Origin of the sequence: Propionibacterium freudenreichii subsp. freudenreichii, from assembly GCF_000940845.1 — a bacterium.
In the GTDB taxonomy this organism is placed as follows: domain Bacteria; phylum Actinomycetota; class Actinomycetes; order Propionibacteriales; family Propionibacteriaceae; genus Propionibacterium; species Propionibacterium freudenreichii.
The window spans coordinates 429,799-448,175 of sequence record NZ_CP010341.1 but is presented as its reverse complement, the minus strand read 5'-3'; the positions used below and the strand labels follow the sequence as shown (position 1 = coordinate 448,175).

Sequence of the window (18,377 nt, the reverse complement as noted above, 5' to 3'; positions counted from 1 at the left end):
CCGGCCCCGCGCCGGTCAGTGAACGACAGCTCCGGGCGCTGTGGCGGCGCACGACCCGCCACGATTGCCCACCGTGGACGCATGGTGTTGCCCGGCTCCCTAGTATTTCGTCCATGACCGTTCGCTGGGGTATTGCAGGGTCGGGACGTATCGCCCGCATCATGGCCACCGAGTTCACCGCCGCGCAGCACGCGGAACTGGTGGCAGTCGGCTCACGCAGCGCCGAGCGCGCCGGGCAGTTCGCCGCCGAGTTCGGCCTGCCCCATGCGCACGGCTCCTACCGCGAGCTGCTCGACGACCCCGATGTCGACGCCATCTACATCGGCACCCCGAACGCGCAGCACTATGCCCTGGCGCTGGCGGTCATCGGCGCCAACAAGGCGGTGCTGGTGGAGAAGTCGATGACCTGCCAGGTGCAGCACACCCGGGAACTGGCGCGGGCCGCCCGGCAGGAGGGCGTGTTCGCCATGGAGGGCATGTGGACCCGGTTCCTGCCGGCGATCCGTGCCGCCCATGAGGCGGTCGCCACCGGACGCATCGGCGACATCACCTGCGTGCAGGGCGATCTGTTCGCCTACCGGGCCTTCAATGCCACCGACCGGCTGTTCGCGCCCGGGCTGGGTGGTGGCGCCATGCTCGACCTGGGCGTCTACGCGCTCCATTTCGCGCAGGACTTCCTGGGTGAGCCGATCGCCGTGGATTGCACCGGCCAGCTCGCCGAGACCCGGGTGGATGCCAGCGCGTCGATGCAGCTGCGCTACGCCTCGGGTGCCACCGCACAGCTGAGCATCTCGCTGCAGGCCCACGGCCCGGGCCGCATGACCATCATGGGCACCGACGGCTTCATCGAGGTGGAGCCGCGCTTCCACCACCCGACGAGCATCGTGGTGCACCGCGACGACGACGAGCCCGAGCACGTCACGCTGCCCTTCCCCGGGCGCGGCTACCGCCTGGAGCTCTCCGCCGTGAGCGAGGCCATCGAGGCCGGCCTCACCGAACACCCCTTCGTGCCACTCGATGACTCCATCGCGGTGGCCTGCGCGATGACCCACGCGCTGGAGCAGCTCGGGTACCGCCCGCTGGACGACGAGGACTTCTGAGGGCCTGCCGCAACCCGGGGCAACCCGGAACCCACACAACAGAACACACAACAGAAGATGTCCCGCCGCCTCCTGGCGACGGGACATCTTCTTGGTAGTTCTGCGCCCTGCTTCAGATCATCCGGTTCACAGGGGCTGTTCGGCCTTCACCACGCGCACCGAGACCTGGGCCTCGTCGTCGCTGCGCCAGCCCGGTTCGGGGGTGGCCTCGCGGTGCATCGACGTGGCGAGCACCTCGCCGGCGATGAAGTCGGCATGGGTCTCGATGGCCCTGGCCAGCTCGTCGTCGGGTGACGACCACGCCAGGTCGATGCGGTCGGACACGTCCAGGCCGGCCGCCTTGCGCGACTCCTGCACGAAGCGGATCATCTCGCGGGCCCTGCCGGCACTCACCAGCTCGGGGGTCATCGTCAGGTCGAGGGCGATGGTGTCGCCCTGCACATCGGCCACCGACCAGCCCTCACGCGGACGCTCGGTGAGGAAGACGTCATCGCCACTCAGCTCGACGTCACCCACGCCGTCCACGGCAAGGGTCGTGTCGCCCGCGGCCAGCTGCTCGGCCAACCGGGCCGCATCGGCCGACGCGATCGCCTTGGCCACCACGGGCGTCTGCTTGCCGTAGCGCTTGCCCAGCGCCCGGAAGTTCGCCTTGGCGCTGTACTCCACTACGTCACCGGCCGACGCGAAGGAATCCAGCTCCTCCACGTTGAGCTCGGAGGTGATCTCCCCCACGAGTTCGCTGTCGAGCTTCGCCAGCGCGGCCGAACTCACCAGCGCGCGCGACAGCGGCTGGCGGGTCTTCACCTTCGCCTCGGCGCGGGCGGCGCGTCCCACCTCGACCAGCCGGCGGGCGGTCTCCATGGCGTCGTCGAGCTGTGCGTCGATGAGCGCGGTGTCGGCCTTCGGCCAGGTGGTCATGTGCACCGACTCGGCGGCACCGGGCAGCGTGGGTCGGAACATGTCCTGCCACACCTTCTCGGTGATGAACGGCGCCAACGGGCACATCAGCCGCGTGAGCACCTCAAGGGTCTCGTGCAGGGTCCACAGGGCCCCGGCGTCCCCGTCCCAGAAGCGGCGACGCGAACGGCGCACGTACCAGTTCGACATCTCGTCGATGAAGCCCGAGATCAGCGCGCCGTAGCGCTGCGTGTCGTAGTTCTCCAGCGCGTCGGTCACGTCGACGACCAGCTGCTGGGTGGCCGAGGCCAACCAGCGGTCGAGCACCTGGCGCTGGGCCACCTGCGGGGCATCGCCATCGGGCGTCCAGTCGTTGGCCCGGGCATACAGGCTCTGGAAGGCGACGGTGTTCCAGTAGGTGAGCATCACCTTGCGCACCACCTCCTGCAGCGTGGTGGGCCCCACGCGACGCGCCGACCAGGGCGATCCGGCGGCGGCCATGAACCAACGCACCGCGTCGGCACCGTGGTCGTCCATCAGTGGGATGGGCAACAGGATGTTGCCCAGGTGCTTGCTCATCTTGCGGCCGTCCTCGGCCAGGATGTGGCCCAGACACAGCACGCGCTTGTAGGCCGATTCGCCGAAGACGAGCGTCGGCACGGTCATCATCGTGTAGAACCAGCCGCGGGTCTGGTCGATCGCCTCACAGATGAAGTCGGCCGGGAAATGCTGCTCGAACTTCTCCTGGCTGCCCTCCACCCACGGGTAGCCCCACTGCGCGAACGACATCGAGCCCGAATCGAACCAGGCGTCGATCACCTCGGGCACGCGACGATAGGTGCCCTGCTCGCCGTCCAGCTGGAAGGTGACATCGTCGACGAAGGGACGATGCGGGTCCATGTCGGCCAGGTCGGGATTGCCCGCCAGCTTCGCCAGCTCGGCACGCGAGCCGACGCAGTACAGCTTGTCGGTCTTGTCGTTGCGCCAGATCGGCAGCGGAGTGCCCCAGTAGCGGGTGCGCGACAGCGCCCAGTCGATGTTGTTGCGCAGCCAGTCGCCGTAGCGGCCCCACTTGATCGACTCGGGGTGCCAGATCGTGTTCTCGTTCTGGTCGAGCAGCTCCTGCTTGCGCTGGGTGGTGCGGATGTACCAGCTCGGCTGGGCGTAGTAGATCAGCGGCGTTCCGCAGCGCCAGCAGTGCGGGTAGGAGTGCTTGTACATCACGGTCCTGAGCAGGATGCCGCGCTTGGTCAGGTCGTCGATCACCTTCGGATCGGCGTCCTTGAAGAACAGGCCACCGACCAGGGGAAGGTCGGCCTCGAAGGTGCCGTCGGCACGGATCGGGTTGATCACCGGCAGGCCGTTGGCGCGGCCCACCTCCATGTCGTCGGCGCCGAAGGCCGGCGCCTCGTGCACCAGTCCGGTGCCGTCGTCGGTGGTCACATAGTCGGCGGTCAGGATGTAGTTGGCGCGCTTGTCGAAGGGCACGAAGTCGAAGGGACGCTCGTAGTCCCAGCCGGCCATCGCCGCGCCCTGCTTCTTGTCCACCACATGCCAGACCGGCTTGCCCTCGTCGTCGTGCTCGCCGAGCACCGCATCGAACAGCGGCTCGGCCACCACGAGCTCCTCGTGGCCGTTGGACGCCAGCACATAGTCGACGTCGGGGGCCACGGCCACCGCCGTATTGGAGATGAGCGTCCAGGGGGTGGTGGTCCACACGGCCAGCTTGGCGCCGCGCTCGGCCCACGGCCCCGACGTCAGCGGGAAGGCGACGTAGATCGACGGTTCGGTGACCTCCCGGTAGCCCTGCGACACCTCGTGATCGCTCAGCGCGGTCTCGTCGTGGGGGCAATAGGGGGTGACGCGGAAGTCCTGCACCAGCAGGCCGTCGTTGAAGATCTTCTGCAGCGCCCACCACTCGGAGTCGACGTATTCGGGGGCCATCGTCCAGTAGGCCTCGTCCATGTTGACCCAGTAGCCCATGCGCCGGGTGAGTTCGGCGAACTCGTCGACATGCTCGGTGACCGATTCGCGGCACTTCTCGTTGAAGCGCGCGATGCCGTATTCCTCGATCTCGTTCTTGTGATCGAAGCCGAGTTCCTTCTCGACGGCGAGTTCCACCGGCAGGCCATGGCAGTCCCAGCCGGCCTTGCGGTCAACGCGGAAGCCCTGCATCGTCTTGTAGCGGGGGAACATGTCCTTGAACACGCGCGCCTCGATGTGGTGCGTGCCGGGCTGGCCGTTGGCGGTGGGCGGACCCTCGTAGAAGTTCCAGCGCGGGCCGCCCTCGGAGGCTTCCCACGACTTGGTGAAGGTGTTGTTCTTCTCCCACAGGGCGATGATCTCGTGGTCCACCGCGGGCAGGTCGATGCGCGCCGGCACGGCGTGGTAGCTGTGTCCGAAGCCCGTCGGGTCAGCGGCTTCGACGTTCACCCCATCATTCTTCGGGGCTTCATTCTTCGCGGGAGTGCGCTCAGAGCTGGTCGTCATCGTTCCTCTTCGTCGTCTACGTCTGGGACGTGGTTCACGAAGGGACGAGAGACCTCGGCGTGCAACGCCGTGGTGGCCCGCGGTACCACCCTTCTTGGAGACGCCCGGAGGCGTTCCCACTTGCTTTGCGGCCGCTGCCGGTTCTACTGGGCCCGAAGGGGGCGGTTCTTCCGGCGGCTCGGGGGTGATCGCCCCGTCGACGCCTTGCGACGTGGCAAGTCTAGTCGCGTGCAGGATTCCCCTTGCCATGGCCGCCCACTGGATGCAAGGGTCAAACCATGCAACCTTGGCAGCCGCCTCCCGACGCGCAGGACGCGTGGATGGCCATCGAGAAGTCGCTGCTCATGCTCACCGGCTCACAGGTGCCGCAGCCCAGGCCCGGCTCCGAACTGGACCGCCTCGACAAGGAAATGCCCGACGCCGCGGTGGTGGGGCTGACGAATTCATTGCAGCAGGCGGTGCGTACCGCCCAGGAATGCGCCCGCTCGATGGGTGACGCCCTGTTCGGGGAGCAGCCCCGGGGCCCCGGGCCGGCCGTGCTGATCCTGGCCCGCTCCCTGCTGCTTGCCTCCGGACGCGTGATCTATGCGCTGGGTGCCGAGGACGACGAGGTGCGCCTCGCCCACTGCCTGCAGGTGATCTCACAGGAGAGCGGCAGCCTGTTGCAGGGCATGGAGGAGGCCCACGAGTTCACCCAGCTGCACAGCCTGCGTCCCAGCGACGAGTTCCTCGCCGAGGTGAAGTCGGCCAACAAGACGGTGCAGAAGCTGTCGCGCATCCGGGGCGAACGGGCGATGCTGCGCGAGATGGCACAGGCCATCAGTGAGGCGGCCGGTCCGGCGGGGCTACCCGCCGAGTTCGCACCCACCGTGCGCGAGGCGGCGTTGTGGGTCTTCCACTGCTATTCGGGCATGGCCCACGGCTATGCCTGGTCGTTTGAGGTGGGCGCCGGTGACCCGTCGGTGGACCTGTGGATCGTCGGCACGCTGGGTGCCTTCGCGGTGCGCCTGATGACCGAGATGTGCCGCGCCCCCGAGGAGCTGGGCCCCGACGACCTTGGCCCCGACGACGTGCCGCTGGACGCCTGAGAGCACCGGGGCCCCGGGCGGGGTCAGGCGCTCTGGTCGGCCGGTTCCTCGTCGTTGACATAGCGACGGCCGCTGAAGGCGCGGCCCAGCGTCACCTCGTCGGCGTATTCGAGGTCGCCGCCCACGGGCAGCCCGGAGGCCAGCCGGCTCACGCGGATGCCGGGCGTCTCGCCGAGCAGCCGCGAGATGTAGGTGGCGGTGGCGTCACCCTCGAGGTTGGGGTCGGTGGCCAGGATGATCTCGGAGACCTTCGGGTCCTGCAGGCGTCGCACGAGTTCGGCGATGCGCAGGTCGCCGGGGCCACGGCCGTCGATCGGGCTGATCGAGCCACCGAGCACGTGGTAGAGCCCGCGGAATTCGCGGGTGCGCTCAATGGCCATCACGTCCTTGGACTCCTCGACCACGCAGATGGAGCTGTGGTCGCGACGCGGGTCGCGGCAGATGCGGCAGATGTCGGAGTCGGTCACGTTGAAGCAGATCGAGCACAGGTGGGTGCCCTCCTTCACCGTGCGCAGCGTATTGGCCAGCTGCTCCACGTCGGCCTGGGGCTGGTCGAGCAGCCAGAAGGCGATGCGCTGGGCGCTCTTGGGGCCCACGCCCGGCAGCCTGCCGAGCTCGTCGATCAGATCCTGGATAGGTCCGTCGTACACGTCAAAGACCCAGCGATCCCAGGTCAGGCATCACTTTCTCGGCTTCCTGTGCGGCCTTCGAGGTGGCATCGCGCACGGCGGCCACCACCAGGTCGGCCAGGCCCTCGGCGTCATCGGGGTCGATGGCCTCGGGCTTGATCACCAGGCCGGTGAGCACGCCACCGCCGGTGACGGTTGCCTCCACCAGGCCGCCGCCGGAGGTGCCGGAGAAGCTGGCGTCCTGTAGGTCGTCGCGGGCCTGCTGCAGCTGCACCTGCATCTGCTGGGCCTGCTCGAGGAGCGCGTTCATGTCCATGCCTTCAGGAAACATCTGATGCCTTTCACAAGTTCGCCAGCGTGCCTGACGCGTTGAGTCGATGCACTACGTTCGCTGCCGGTGCCGCCCTTGCCCGGGCCACCGCGCACCGGGATGTGCGGGGCACGCAGGCCGTCGGCGGGCCAACCGGCTTGTTCATTCTACGTGGGGGCACCCACAAATCCCCGGGCAGAGCCCTGCGGTGTGGTGCGGAGCCCTGTGCGGTGTGGTGCGGAGCCCCGTGCAGTGTGGTGCCGTGGCGGTCTCAGCCGTGCTCGATCTCCTCGATCACCTCGGCGTCGAGCTCGGAGATGATCAGCTCCGCGGCCGACTTCCCGGTCTCGTCGACGTTGGGATCGCTCATGCTCACATCGGCATCGGGATCGTAGGGCGGCTCGTCGTCGGGCAGGGGCACCTCCCAGCGGATCTCATGGTGGGGCTCCGGGGCGCGGCCGGAAGCACCGGGTGCCGCGGCGTTGTTCCGGGGGCCCGCGTGACCCGCCGCCTGCGGCCCGTCGGTGGATGTTCCATCGGTGGTTGAGGAGCGTGTGCCGGACCCGTTGGGACCAGCACCTGCTGAACCGGCACCGTTCGGGCCGGCATTGGGTGAACCGGTCCCAGATGGGCCAGTCCCAAATGAGCCAGTCCCGTGTGGATCGGGCTGGCCTGCGTCGCCCTGCGGCGTGGCCCACGGGTCCCACCCCGGATCGCGCTGCTCGGTGGGCATCGACGACGCGACCTCGCCGAGATCGGGGATCACATGGCGACGACGGCCATTGCGGCGGGCCGGTGCAGCGTCATCGGGAACTCCCGTCGCTCCATGGCTCCCGTCATCCCCGGGGGATCCGGCTTGCGCGGCACGTTGGCGCGGGACCTCCGGCGGATCGGCCAGGTGCTGATCCGCGTCATCCCGGTGTTGCTGCGACTGGTGTTGCTGCGACGAGCCCCCCGCACGCTCGCCGCCCTCAGCTGGGGGGCCTTGGTGGCCGCCTTCCCGCTTGTCGGACGCCGGTTGGGCCGGTTCCGATGGGCCGGTTCCCGACTGATCAGGCTCCGCCTGACCGGGGGCCGGACGTTGCCCAGCCCCGGGTTGCCGCTGGGGCGCGGCCTGGTCCTGGGGCGCCGAATGCCCGGCTGGTGCCTCGTGCTGGGTCGGCGCCTGCTGCTGGGCGGGTGCCTGGTGTTGGGTCGATGTCGGGTGTTGGGTTGGCGCCTGTTGTTGGGTCGGCGCTGGGCGCTGCCTGGCAGGTTCTCCCCCACGCGCCTCGTTCATGGCGGCCGTACCCTCCACCACGCAGTGGATCGGCAGGTCGGCGCCGAGCACGTCGATCAGGGCTTCCCGCAGCACGTCGTTGGAGCCACCGTTCTGGAAGCTGTCCCGGGCGCCGGCCGAGTTGAAGGCCAGCGACAGGCCGTCGACGTCGGCCTGCAGCACCTGCGCATTCTGGCTGAGCAGAATCCAGGTGAAGCGACGGCGGCCCTTCACCGCAGTGAGCACCTCCGGCCACAGCCTGCGCACCTCGGCGGTGTTCAGGCGGCCGGCAGCGGAGGAAGGAGCCTGCGCCGGGAACGAATCCCCCGACGACGGGGCTTGCGCACCCGTGGCCTGCGGGGCGGGCCCGGCCGGCCCGGCGTTGTCGGCGCCCGGGGCGTTGTCGGCGTTCGTATTGACCCCGGTCGCTGCGCCATCAGCGGCGGTGGCGTGCGATGTGCCGGCGTTCGGGCTGTCCCCGAGGTTGTCGGTCGGCGCAGGGTGATCGGACGCAGCCTGATCAGACGCGGCGATACCGGGCCCGGCGCTGGTGGGCCCAGTATCGGTGGGCCCAGCATGGCCGCGAGAAGCGTTGCCGGGCGGCGTCGCCTGCCCGTCAGGCGCGGGGCCGGCAGCCGGCCGCTGTTGGCGGGGCGCACCGGATGCCGGGGCGACCGTCTGATCGACGGCGGGGCGTTGACGGGCCGTGGCGGCATGACCACCACCGGTGGGCGCACCGACACCCATGCCGGCGGCGGTACCGGGAGCATTGCCCATCTGGGTCTGGTTCGCTCGGTCGGCATAGCCGGGACCTGCCAGGCCCACACCGCTGAGCCCTGAACCACCGTCGCGCACGGAGCGCTGTCGGGTGCGGGCACCCTGCTGGTCGTCGACGCCGGGTTGGGCGTCGGCATGGGGGTCTCGACTGACATTGGCCTGGTCGTCCCACTGGGGTGGCGCGGGCTGCTCGACGGCGGGCTCCTCGGCCACGCCGGGCATTCCGACGCGACGTTCCAGCCGGTCGAGGCGCGCGTGGGTGCCGCGTCCGTCCACGTCGGCGCCGGGAAGCAGGATGCGTGCGCACATCAGTTCGAGGTGCAGTCGGGGCGCGGTGGTGCCCCGCATGTGGGTGAGGCCGCTGGCGATCACCTCGGCGGCCCGCGTGAGTTCCCCGGGCCCGATCAGTGCCGCCTGGTGTTCGAAGCGCTGCGCCTGGTCGGCGGCCACGTCGATCAGGCCGGAGCTCAGGGCGTCGGGCACGTCGGCCACGATCACCAGATCGCGCAGCCGCTGCAACAGGTCCTCGGCGAACCGTCGCGGGTCCTGGCCGATCTCGATCACCTTGTCGATGGTGCCGAAGACGCCCTTGCCGTCACCGGCGGCCAGCGCGTCGACCATCTCGTCGAGCAGGGCATCGGGGGTGTAGCCGAGCAACGAGGTGGCCTGCTGGTAACTGACGCCGTCGGCACCGGCCGAGCCGAGCAGCTGGTCGAGCACCGACAGCGAGTCACGCACCGATCCGGCGCCGGCACGCACCACGAGTGGCAGGACGCCGGGCTCAACCTGCACGTGTTCCTCGACGCAGATCTTCTCGAGGTAGTCGGTGAGCACCTTCGGGGGCACCAGCCGGAAGGGATAGTGGTGGGTGCGCGAGCGGATGGTGCCGATCACCTTGTCGGGCTCGGTGGTGGCGAAGATGAACTTCACGTGCGGCGGCGGCTCCTCCACCACCTTCAGCAGCGCGTTGAAGCCCTCCTTGGTGACCATGTGGGCCTCGTCGATGATGTAGATCTTGAAGCGCGATTGCACCGGTGCGAAGAAGATGCCCTCGCGCAGCTCGCGGGCGTCGTCGACGCGGCCATGGGAGGCGGCGTCGATCTCGATCACGTCGATGCTGCCGGGCCCTCCGGTGGCCAGTTCACGGCAGCTCGTGCAATGGCCGCAGGGAGTGGGCGTGGGGCCGTTCTCGCAGTTGAGGCAGCGCGCAAGGATGCGGGCACAGGTGGTCTTGCCGCAGCCGCGCGGGCCGCTGAACAGGTAGGCATGGCTCACCCGGTTGTTGGCGATCGCACGCTGCAACGGCAGGGTCACATGGTCCTGACCGATCACCTGCTCGAAGGTGTCGGGACGATAGCGCCGGTAGAGCGCCAGCGGCGCCCCCGGGTCGTTGTCGGGCGCAGGCGCGTCGGGCGTAGCAGCCACCGGGGCATCCGGCGTCGGGATCTCACCGGACGCCAGGGGCTCGTCGCGTGGTGCGTCCACGCCGCCGGTATCGGTGCTGTTCGCCATGGTTCCCTTCGTGCTGTCCGCGCTGGTGGATTCGGTGCTGGCGGCATCGTCGAACAGGGCAGGACCGTCCTGCTCGAAGAAATCGTCCTCAGGTGCCTCGTGGCCCTCGGGATCCAGATCGCCATCCACGACCCCAAGAGTATTAGCCGGCACTGACGTTTTACCCAATGCGACGGTGTTGGCGCCGGGTGATTGCCCTCAGGTGCCCGATGTGGGGGCACTGCGTGCCCAGGCGATCACATTCTTCTCGTACTGGCCGTCGTGCACCTCGCCACCGCAGGTGACCACGGCCAGCCGCCGCCGGCCGGTGGTGTTGGTGAGGCCCTCCGGCAGGCCCTGCTTGGGATGCACGGTGAGCCCGTCGACGATCCATTCCTGCCGGACGCCGCCATGGTCGGTGGTGATGATGCGGGCGCCGGGCAATATCTGGGACAGCTTCCACAGGGCGCCGGGAACCCGCTGCATGTTCACATGGCCGGCCAGCAGGGTGGTTCCCGCCGAGCTGGCAACGGGTGCGGCGATCGTGGAGACGCCCACCTGCTGCGGGTCATCGGGAACGGCCAGCGATCCGTCCTCGCCGAGCGGGGCCGCCAGCAGCGGGGCATCAACGCCCAGTGACGGGATCACCAACCGGTCGGCCGCGACCTCCAGCGCCACGGCTGCTTCCGGGGTCGGGCGCGCGGCCACGAACGGGGCCGGGGGAAGCGGCGCCGAGTCGGTGCGCGGTTCCCCCGTCGCCACCACGGAACCATTCGTCGTGATGCCCGGCACCGGCTCAGCGGCCACTCCCGGTGCGCGGTGCTGGAACAGGATGCGGTGCTGGAACAGGGCGACGCCCGCCGCGACGAGCGCAACGGTCACCAGCACCGCCCACAACCGGCCCCGCCGCCACCTGCGGGCAGCCCTCAGGTGCGGACCCGTCGACATCCTCATCGCTACTCCCCCTGCTTGCTGGCGCGTCGCATCCCTGGCGCCCGTTCTCCGCCCTCGCGTCGCGGCACTTTCCGTCGCGGCACTGTGCATCAGTGGGCATCGGTGGCCCATGGCCTGGCGTCAGTGGCCCATGGCCTGGCGTCAGTGGCCCATGGCCTGCGTCACACGGCTTCCGACGCACCAGGCGCCACCACCGACACCGCCACCCAGCAGGACGCCCGCCGCAATGACGAGCGCCGGGTTCAGCGCATTGTCAGATGGGGGCCGCCCGGTGTTGATGGTGGACAGCCCCTTGGCCACCGGGGCCTTGTCGTTGGTGATGGTCGGCAGGTCAATGCGGCGGTGGGCACCGTCGATGGTCACCTCGACAGGCTGTGACAAGGGGAGATAACCCTGCGGGGTCTTGGTCTCGTGGATGAACCAGGTGCCCCAGGGCACGTCGGGGACGGTGAATGTGCCGTCCGATGCGGTGGTCACGGTTGTCAGCGCGGTGCCCCCGGCGTCCTTCACCGTGAACTCCACGCCGGCCAGCCGCTCGCCTGCCGCGCCCTCCTTCGTGCCGCTCAGTGAGCCGAGCACCGGGGTGTAGGCGGTGGAGATGTCGGTGGACAGGTGCTCGTTGTAGGTGATCTCGTCATAGCCGACGATCTGTTGCACCGACTCGTCACCGCCGTAGAGATATCCGATCTTGGCGGTGCCCCCGTCGAAGCTGGCGTCGAGGGTGACGCCCACCCGGCCGGCCCTACCGGCCAGCTTGTCGGCCGAGGTCTTGAGCCGCACCTGTGCCCCGTCGGTGACGGCCTCCAGCGGGGCGCCGGTGGCGGCATCGACCAGTGTGGTGCCCGCCGCGGTGGCCGCCTCATTCCACGTGGGCTTCACGGTGACCTGCGCGCTTCCGGCCTGCACGCTCACGGTCACCGGATCGGACAGCCAGAATCCCTCGGCGTCGAGGGCGGAGGCCGGGACGGGCTCGGACACCGAGATCTTGTGGCCCTCGAAGAAGTCGCCATTCGAGGCGGCGTCGGCCCTGGCCTTCACCGCGGTGATGCGTGGGATCAGGCCATGCGGATCGGCGACCCGTTGCCCGTCCTGCACATCGGTGAAGGCGGCGAAATGGGGGCTGTCATACATGTGGGCCACGAATTGCAGCACGTAGTACTGCTGCATGGCGTCCAGCCCGGCCAGGTCAGGATTGAGCTCAGGATGCTCCAACTGGTTGGCCAGGTAGGCAAGTTGCGGAGTGGCGCGTCCCAACGGCTGCAGCTGCGTCCCCGAGGGCGACGGCCGGTCGAACTGGGCGCACAGCAAGGCCCGGCCGTTCTCGTCGACGATGTGTTCCACGCGCAGGGCGGCGTCACCGGAGCTGTCGACCATGTAGGAAACAGGGGTGACGTCCACGCTGAAGGTGTGGGGTCCCGGCGATGATTCCCAGGTGACGTCGGCGGCGGCCCCGGCAACGCCGGTGCCCACCAACAGCGCGGTCAGCGTGGCAGTGGCGGCCAGGGCTCGTGTGATCTTCATGGCGCATGTCCTTTGGTCGGTGCCAGCGCTGCACCGTGCAGGGCGTGGCATTCATCGATCGTCGGACATCACGGGGTGCGGGCAACACCATGAGCCAGTCACTTTCCCTCAGACCCGCACTCGGGTCGCTCTGGAGTCTCGGCCGGGAGGGCGTCAGCCCGCGGAGACCTCCAGCGTGCCGTGGGCGCCCTTCTCGGCGTCGCTCATCACGTGGTTGATGAACTTGTAGTGGCCGGCCTCGGGCGCCACCATCTCGACGTAGCCGCCCTCGGCGGGGCCGAGCGACAGCGTCTGGGAGCCGCCGGGCCCCAGCGTGCCGCAGGCCGGGTCGACGCCGGCGGCCGGCTGGTATCCGCACTCCAGGCGGAATGCGCCCTCGGCCCAGACCGTGTCGAACTGGCCACCCACCATGTGGAAGCTGATCGGCTCGTTGGGGCCGATGTCGAGCACCCAGAAGCGGATCCGGTTGCCGACCGTGGCGGGCAGCGGGTGCGCGTCGTACTGGTTGGCGTACCCGTTGAACACCACGGCGTCCGGATTGCCGTCGCTGATGCGGGCGGCGTCGTTGCCCTCCCCCTGGGCGCCATACCAGTGGTCGGACTGGATGATGAGGTATTCCTTGTCCACCTGCGTGAGGCCGGGCGGGTCGATGATCACCGCGCCGAACATGCCGTTCGCGATGTGCAACGACATGGGTGCGGTGGCGCAGTGGTACATCCACACCCCCGACTTGGTGGCGGTGTGGATGTAGGTGAGCTGCTCGCCGGGTTGGATGGTGCGCATCGGGCCGTCGGGGGCCAGCGCGCCGGCGTGGAAGTCGATGCTGTGGCCCATCGTGCCGTGGTTGATCAGCGTGACCGCGAACTTGTCGCCCACGTGCCCGCGCAGCACCGGGCCGGGCGCCTGGCCGTTGTAGACCCACCGCAGCTGGCGGACGCCCGGTGCCACCTCCACTTCCTTCTCGGTGACGTCCAGGGTGATGCGGTGCTCGGTCTCGGGGCCGGCCGGTTGCAGGGCGGCATCCCAGGGATCGGCGGTCATCTGCGCGTTCGGGTCGGGCGTCGCGTGGGTCGCGCTCGGGGAACCCACCGCCGCTGCACCGCCGGCTGGCGCGGCGCCGCTCGCGTTGATCTTCATGGTCATGCCCATTTGCTTGTGGCCGGCGATGGAGCACCAGGCGTCGGTGCTGGCACTGATCACGCCGGCGTCGAGCGTGCCGGACGCGCCGGGTGACAGGCGTCCCGAGGTGGCTCCCGAGGCAAGCACAAGGTCGTGCACCATGCCGCCGGTGTCGGTGTTCTTCACGTCGATGAACAGGTGAGTGCCGGCCGGCACGTCGATGGTGTTGGGCGTGAACTTCATGTCGTGGGCCTCCACCGACACGTGCTGACTCTGCCCGTTGCCGACCGCCCCGGAGGAACCGGCGCCGCTCGCAGTGCCCTTGCCGACCATCGTGGCTGGCGAGATCGCGGTGGCGATGGCCAGTGCGATCACCAGGACGCCGACGCCGAGCATTGCCTCGAAGCCGTGGGTGCGCGCCGGTGGCACGTCGGCCATCTGCAACGGCCTACGGACGACGGCGGTGGCCACCACGAGCACCAGGAACGCGGCAACGCATGCTGCCGCCACGGCGATCATCGCCACCCGACCGGCAGCCGGAAGCGGGAGCAGAAGGCCTAGTCCGGCGCCATTTGCCGCGACGAGGCGGGTGTTGGACGCCAGGTCCATCACCCGGTTGCGCCGGCGCACCATGGCGGGGCCGCCACCGATCACCACCGGCAGCAGGTAGGCCATTGACCCGGCGATCAGTTGGGCGGCGAAACCGGCGAGCAGTGGCCAGGCCAGCGCCGTGAGTCGGTTCATGATCGTGGCGGTGTCGGGCCCCATGGCCGCGATCACCGTGGCCACGACGAGCGTGCCCACCAGCCATGCCATACCGGCGATCACGCTGCGGGCAGCGAAGCTGCGCGGTGGCTTCACCCGGGCGGCGCGCATCATCGCGGCCAGGGTGAAGCCCAGGCACGCCAGGTATCCGAGCAGGCCTAGCGCCGAGAGCCAGCCGCGTCCGATCACGCCGCCGATGACGACCACCGCAAGGGCGATGTTGAGCAGCGGAAGGGCCCGTCGGGCATCGGTCTGTGCACCGGGCACCATGCGGGTGCGCAGGATGGTGGGCCACAGCGTGACGAGGGTGCCGATGACGGCCAGCCCGAGGCAGCCGAGCACCGCAGAGGCGATGTGGGCCAGCAGGTAACGGTTGAGGTGGCCCCCGCCGGCGGTGGTCATGAGGAAGCCGAAGACACCGGCCGCCACGAACCAGCCGGCACAGGCGATGTAGTAGCCCACGACCGTGCTGCCAAGCCGGGTGGTCAATGCCCCGCGGCTGCGTCGCCACAGGCTGGCGCAGTGGACGACGATCGCCACGACAATGAGCGCCGCACCCGCTGTGACAAGGGGATTCAGGGCGGCCTCGATGCCCCCGATGAGCGCCAGGGTGCCGACGTTGAGCCCCGCCAGCACGCCGATCTGGCGGGCCTTCGACGAGGCGGCTCCACGCATCAGGGCGTCGACGAAGTAGTCGCTCCAGGTGACGATGGCGTTGGTGGCCACGCCCAGGGCGGCGGCATGCAGGCCGATCCAGCCCAGGTCGGCGCGCCAGCGCTGGCCGATCAGTGCCGCGAGCGCGACGAGCGCCCACAGGCAGACCGGCACCGTGACGGCCGTGAACCAGACCCGGCGGCTGGCCAGGCCGTGGGGGCGTCTCCGTGTGGTGGGGCTTTCGATGTTCATGCCCGGGAGTCCTTGGTGGGGGATGTGTCCGAAATCGCCCGCGTGTCGCCGGCGGGTGCCTGCGGGTCCTCAGGGCCCTTGACGACGGCTGCCCAGACGGCAACGGCAACCAGCGACAGCAGGGCGGCGATATTGGCCAGCCCGCCGAGGGTGCGTCCGGTCTCGGAGCCAGCCAGGTCGGCGACGATGCGAACCACCAGCCCGACGTTCAACAGCACCGCGACGCCCCAGAATCCGGGGTTGAAGCGGAACCGGATCTCCAGCAGGAACGGCAGGTAGGTGGGCACATGGGCCACCACCATGGTCATCACGAAACCAAGGAACACGGCGTGCAGCAGGGCATCGTAATGCAGCCCTGACAAGGTGGGATGCACCAGGAGCAGGCCGGTGACGATCAACCACAGGTAGCTGATGAAGACCATGACGCCGGTGAAGCGCTGGCTCGGCGTGATGGCCGAACCGGACGCAGTGTCCGCATCCGACGCAGCGTCCGACCCCGCAACCGTCGCGCGGGCGCGCACCCTGAGGTCGCTGCGGGCACCATCGCCCCATGCGGCCACCACGGTCAGGGCGATGAGCGCCAGCCCGAACACGGGAAGCACCCGGCCCGACCAGATGGTGGTGAGGGGACACGCAAACACGATCAGGGCACTGATCACCACGATGCCGCGCTGATAGCGCCGCGCCCCGGCCGGCGTCAGCACCGAGGGACTGAACCGCGAGATGACGACGCGTTCGGCGGCAATGGTGAGCATCAGGAAGGTGACCAGCCAGGCGAACAAGTCGGGGATCGACACCCCACCCGTCCACAGGAGCACGGCACCCAGCGCGGCGAGGGCCCCACCCACCTGCACCGCCACCATCGGCTCGTGCTTGCGCGTCCACAACACCGAATAGTTGACGATCAGCAGCGCGCAACCGACAAGCATGAGCAGCTGACCGGCCTGGAGGGGAAGCGGTGTGAGCACGAGGAGGGCACCCACGGCGAGGGCAGCCGGAGCGCAGTAGGCCCACAGGCGACGCAGGGACACCGCGCTCTCCAGGCTGACGAGAGCTTCCAAGAAGCCGATGGTCATGATGATGCCGTGGGCCGACGAGAACCGCTCACCACTCAACGGGGCCGGCAGGCCGAGCAGCACCAGGGCGGCGTCCAAACCCATCACCATGGCCACTCCGCACGGCACGAGCAGCACGATCACGCGTCGGGTCTGGCTGGCGGGTTTGAGCGGCGGGTCGGCGCTGCCCTGTTCCGGGACGGCAACGGGCTGTGACATGGGGTGGCTTTCTTGCAGGCGGGTCATGCTCAGGGTAGGCGCTGCGGCGCCACGCAAGGGCCGCACCCCGGTGATTACGCGCGGGGCGTGGTGCCGCCGCGGCCGGCCCGGTGCACGGAGTCTGGGTATGCGGCCGCCGGGCACGGAGGGGCCTGGAGTGCAGGGTGGGTGAGTTCGGCGTCCAGCAGGCATTGGCCGGCCGAGGCGTGGGGCGTGAGCCGTGCGACGCGCCATGACCCGCCGAGTTGGGCGAGTAGTCCGTCGATGATGCCGGCATGTACGCCGCAGACGAGGTCGGGGCACTCGCTGGCCTCGTGGGCGAAGGGACACCGGTTGAGTCCAATGCGTATACGGTCGGGGAGGTGATCACGCTGGGCGGCTGCAGGGTCCGGCGAAACAGGGCCGGGGCCGATTGTCGATCCCACTGGACTGTGTGTCGAGGCTGCCGCCGACTCATCCGGAACCGCTGAGCCATCCGGGACGCCAGGGTCACGGATGCGGTTGGGTGCGAGTCCCCAGTTACCGAGTTGGGTGAGGAGGGCGTCGAACTGCGCAGTGCCGTCAGTCACGTGTTCCGGTCCGGCGCCGCCGTGCGCCGGACTTCCGCCGGGCAGCGTCTCGACGTGCGACGACCAGGCGCGTCCGGCACGGCGGGCCCGCTCCCACACCGTGGTGGGACGCTGCGGGTCCTCAACCGATGGCGGTGGCGTCGCGGCGTCGGCAAGGAAATGGTGCATGAGCACCTCGGTGAGCAGCCGGGGATGCTGCGGGCCGCTGTCGAAGGCCCTCGCGGTGGCGCGATAGAGCACGCCGGGGCGTCCGCGTGTGGTGGTGCGCGCCGAAACACCGCTCACCAGCCCGGCATCGCCCAGGTGGGCCAGGTGGAAGCGCACCGTGTTGGGACGCATCTCCGCGTCGACACCCAGCTGGGCCACCGTCATCGGCCCCGGAGCGGTGAGCAGGGCGTCCATCAGCCGTTGGCACTGCGGATCAAGCGGGGCGCCGCGGTCGCTGGGGTAAGCCCCATCCGTCGCACCGACGCCGAGGACTGCGGCGCGACGAACGAGGCCGGTCTGGCCGTCCACGGTGCTCAGGCGGCCACGCGCGTGAAGCGGATCTTCCAGGCGTCGGGGCCTTCCTGCACATATTCGAGGCTGAAGACGTCGGGCCACATGGAGTCGATCTGGTCGAGCAGCGGCAGCGGATTGTGCGGGGCCACCAGGATCATCGATTCGTTGTGGCCCAGGCCCTGCAGCGCGCCGAGGATGGCGGCGTGGCGAATCGCGTGCGGGATGGCGCTGGCGTCGAGCTCGGGAGTGTTGGTTTCCCCCTCCGCGCAGGTGCAGTGGTGGGTCTGGGTGATGGGCAGGTCGGTCATGGGATTCCCTTCGCGCGGCGGCCAGCCGCCTATTTATTACAAGTTAGTTGTAATAATAACTTTCCGACGCCGGGATCGCCATCACGTCCCGTCCGGGGTCCACCGCGAACCGCGTTGTCACGCTGCGCCGGGGAGCCGGACGGGCGTTGCATCGGGTATGTGACAAGGGCATCACCGGCGCCCTTGTCAAGGGCTGTGGATGCTGCGGCGGCGGGTTCGGGGACGGGCTCCGGCTTGCGCGACCGGGCGTGCTCCCGGGTAACATGGCGGCAAGGTCCTCCGCGCGGCGGTACCTCGCCCAATTCCCCCAGGGCCGGAAGGCAGCAAGGGTAAGTGAGCTCTTCCGGGTGCGCGGAGGACCCCTTCATGTCTTCGGGGCCTTGTGGGTTCGGCTCGCGCGAATCAAGGGGCTTGCAGCTC

General features: G+C 69.3%; 12 protein-coding genes and 1 other RNA gene. 3 read left to right on the top strand and 10 right to left on the bottom strand.

Translation table 11 applies throughout. The features are described 5' to 3' along the window. Positions 1–113 precede the first annotated feature (113 nt). Positions 114–1,100, top strand: a complete 987-nt coding sequence (locus tag RM25_RS01765) for a Gfo/Idh/MocA family protein (RefSeq protein WP_044635956.1) — start codon at positions 114–116, stop codon at positions 1,098–1,100. A gap of 126 nt (positions 1,101–1,226) precedes the next feature. Here RM25_RS01765 and ileS read toward each other — a convergent pair whose 3' ends face one another. Then, complete coding sequence (ileS, locus tag RM25_RS01760) at positions 1,227–4,487, bottom strand: isoleucine--tRNA ligase (protein WP_230954674.1); 3,261 nt, start codon at positions 4,485–4,487, stop codon at positions 1,227–1,229. A 278-nt stretch (positions 4,488–4,765) separates the two neighbouring features. On the opposite strand from ileS, the gene RM25_RS01755 reads away from it, so the two are divergent. Then, complete coding sequence (locus RM25_RS01755; protein ID WP_013160312.1) at positions 4,766–5,575, top strand: hypothetical protein; 810 nt, start codon at positions 4,766–4,768, stop codon at positions 5,573–5,575. Between the two features lie 23 nt (positions 5,576–5,598). On the opposite strand, the gene recR is transcribed toward RM25_RS01755, so the two are convergent. The 9 genes from recR to RM25_RS01710 form a co-directional block, all read right to left on the bottom strand. Beyond that, on the bottom strand, positions 5,599–6,225 hold the full coding sequence (gene recR / locus RM25_RS01750; protein WP_013160311.1) for a recombination mediator RecR: 627 nt from the start codon (positions 6,223–6,225) through the stop codon (positions 5,599–5,601). A 1-nt stretch (position 6,226) separates the two neighbouring features. Continuing rightward, on the bottom strand, positions 6,227–6,535 hold the full coding sequence (locus tag RM25_RS01745) for a YbaB/EbfC family nucleoid-associated protein (RefSeq protein WP_013160310.1): 309 nt from the start codon (positions 6,533–6,535) through the stop codon (positions 6,227–6,229). 250 nt (positions 6,536–6,785) lie between these two features. Continuing rightward, the gene (locus RM25_RS13115; RefSeq protein ID WP_230954675.1) at positions 6,786–10,061 is read right to left on the bottom strand and encodes a DNA polymerase III subunit gamma and tau; all 3,276 of its coding nucleotides are present in this window, start codon (positions 10,059–10,061) and stop codon (positions 6,786–6,788) included. Positions 10,062–10,259: 198 nt separating this feature from the next. Then, entirely contained in the window at positions 10,260–10,994 is a 735-nt protein-coding gene (locus tag RM25_RS11710; RefSeq protein ID WP_158487037.1) for a class F sortase, read from the bottom strand. A gap of 141 nt (positions 10,995–11,135) precedes the next feature. Continuing rightward, positions 11,136–12,515, bottom strand: a complete 1,380-nt coding sequence (locus RM25_RS01730; protein ID WP_044635955.1) for an MSCRAMM family protein — start codon at positions 12,513–12,515, stop codon at positions 11,136–11,138. A gap of 153 nt (positions 12,516–12,668) precedes the next feature. Beyond that, entirely contained in the window at positions 12,669–15,305 is a 2,637-nt protein-coding gene (locus RM25_RS01725; protein WP_052809073.1) for a multicopper oxidase domain-containing protein, read from the bottom strand. Further along, positions 15,302–16,579 (bottom strand): DUF8744 domain-containing protein, encoded by a 1,278-nt coding sequence (locus tag RM25_RS01720; RefSeq protein ID WP_052809072.1) that lies wholly within the window; start codon positions 16,577–16,579, stop codon positions 15,302–15,304. Before RM25_RS01720 ends, RM25_RS01725 begins: the two co-directional genes overlap by 4 nt. A gap of 74 nt (positions 16,580–16,653) precedes the next feature. Beyond that, positions 16,654–17,664 (bottom strand): helix-turn-helix transcriptional regulator, encoded by a 1,011-nt coding sequence (locus RM25_RS11705; RefSeq protein WP_060759138.1) that lies wholly within the window; start codon positions 17,662–17,664, stop codon positions 16,654–16,656. Positions 17,665–17,669: 5 nt separating this feature from the next. Further along, positions 17,670–17,957, bottom strand: coding sequence for a DUF2249 domain-containing protein (locus tag RM25_RS01710; protein WP_044635954.1), 288 nt, complete (start codon positions 17,955–17,957; stop codon positions 17,670–17,672). A 270-nt stretch (positions 17,958–18,227) separates the two neighbouring features. Here RM25_RS01710 and ffs point away from each other — a divergent pair. Then, positions 18,228–18,324: signal recognition particle sRNA small type (gene ffs, locus RM25_RS12200), an RNA gene on the top strand. The last annotated feature ends 53 nt before the right edge of the window (positions 18,325–18,377 follow it).

Coding starts and splice junctions, on each gene's coding strand:
- ileS (WP_230954674.1), bottom strand. CDS start 4,487: ATGACGACCAGCTCTGAGCGCACTCCCGCGAAGAATGAAGCCCCGAAG.
- RM25_RS11710 (WP_158487037.1), bottom strand. CDS start 10,994: ATGAGGATGTCGACGGGTCCGCACCTGAGGGCTGCCCGCAGGTGGCGG.
- RM25_RS01765 (WP_044635956.1), top strand. CDS start 114: ATGACCGTTCGCTGGGGTATTGCAGGGTCGGGACGTATCGCCCGCATC.
- RM25_RS01755 (WP_013160312.1), top strand. CDS start 4,766: ATGCAACCTTGGCAGCCGCCTCCCGACGCGCAGGACGCGTGGATGGCC.
- RM25_RS01725 (WP_052809073.1), bottom strand. CDS start 15,305: ATGAACATCGAAAGCCCCACCACACGGAGACGCCCCCACGGCCTGGCC.
- RM25_RS01710 (WP_044635954.1), bottom strand. CDS start 17,957: ATGACCGACCTGCCCATCACCCAGACCCACCACTGCACCTGCGCGGAG.
- RM25_RS01730 (WP_044635955.1), bottom strand. CDS start 12,515: ATGAAGATCACACGAGCCCTGGCCGCCACTGCCACGCTGACCGCGCTG.
- RM25_RS01720 (WP_052809072.1), bottom strand. CDS start 16,579: ATGTCACAGCCCGTTGCCGTCCCGGAACAGGGCAGCGCCGACCCGCCG.
- RM25_RS01745 (WP_013160310.1), bottom strand. CDS start 6,535: ATGTTTCCTGAAGGCATGGACATGAACGCGCTCCTCGAGCAGGCCCAG.
- RM25_RS13115 (WP_230954675.1), bottom strand. CDS start 10,061: ATGGCGAACAGCACCGATACCGGCGGCGTGGACGCACCACGCGACGAG.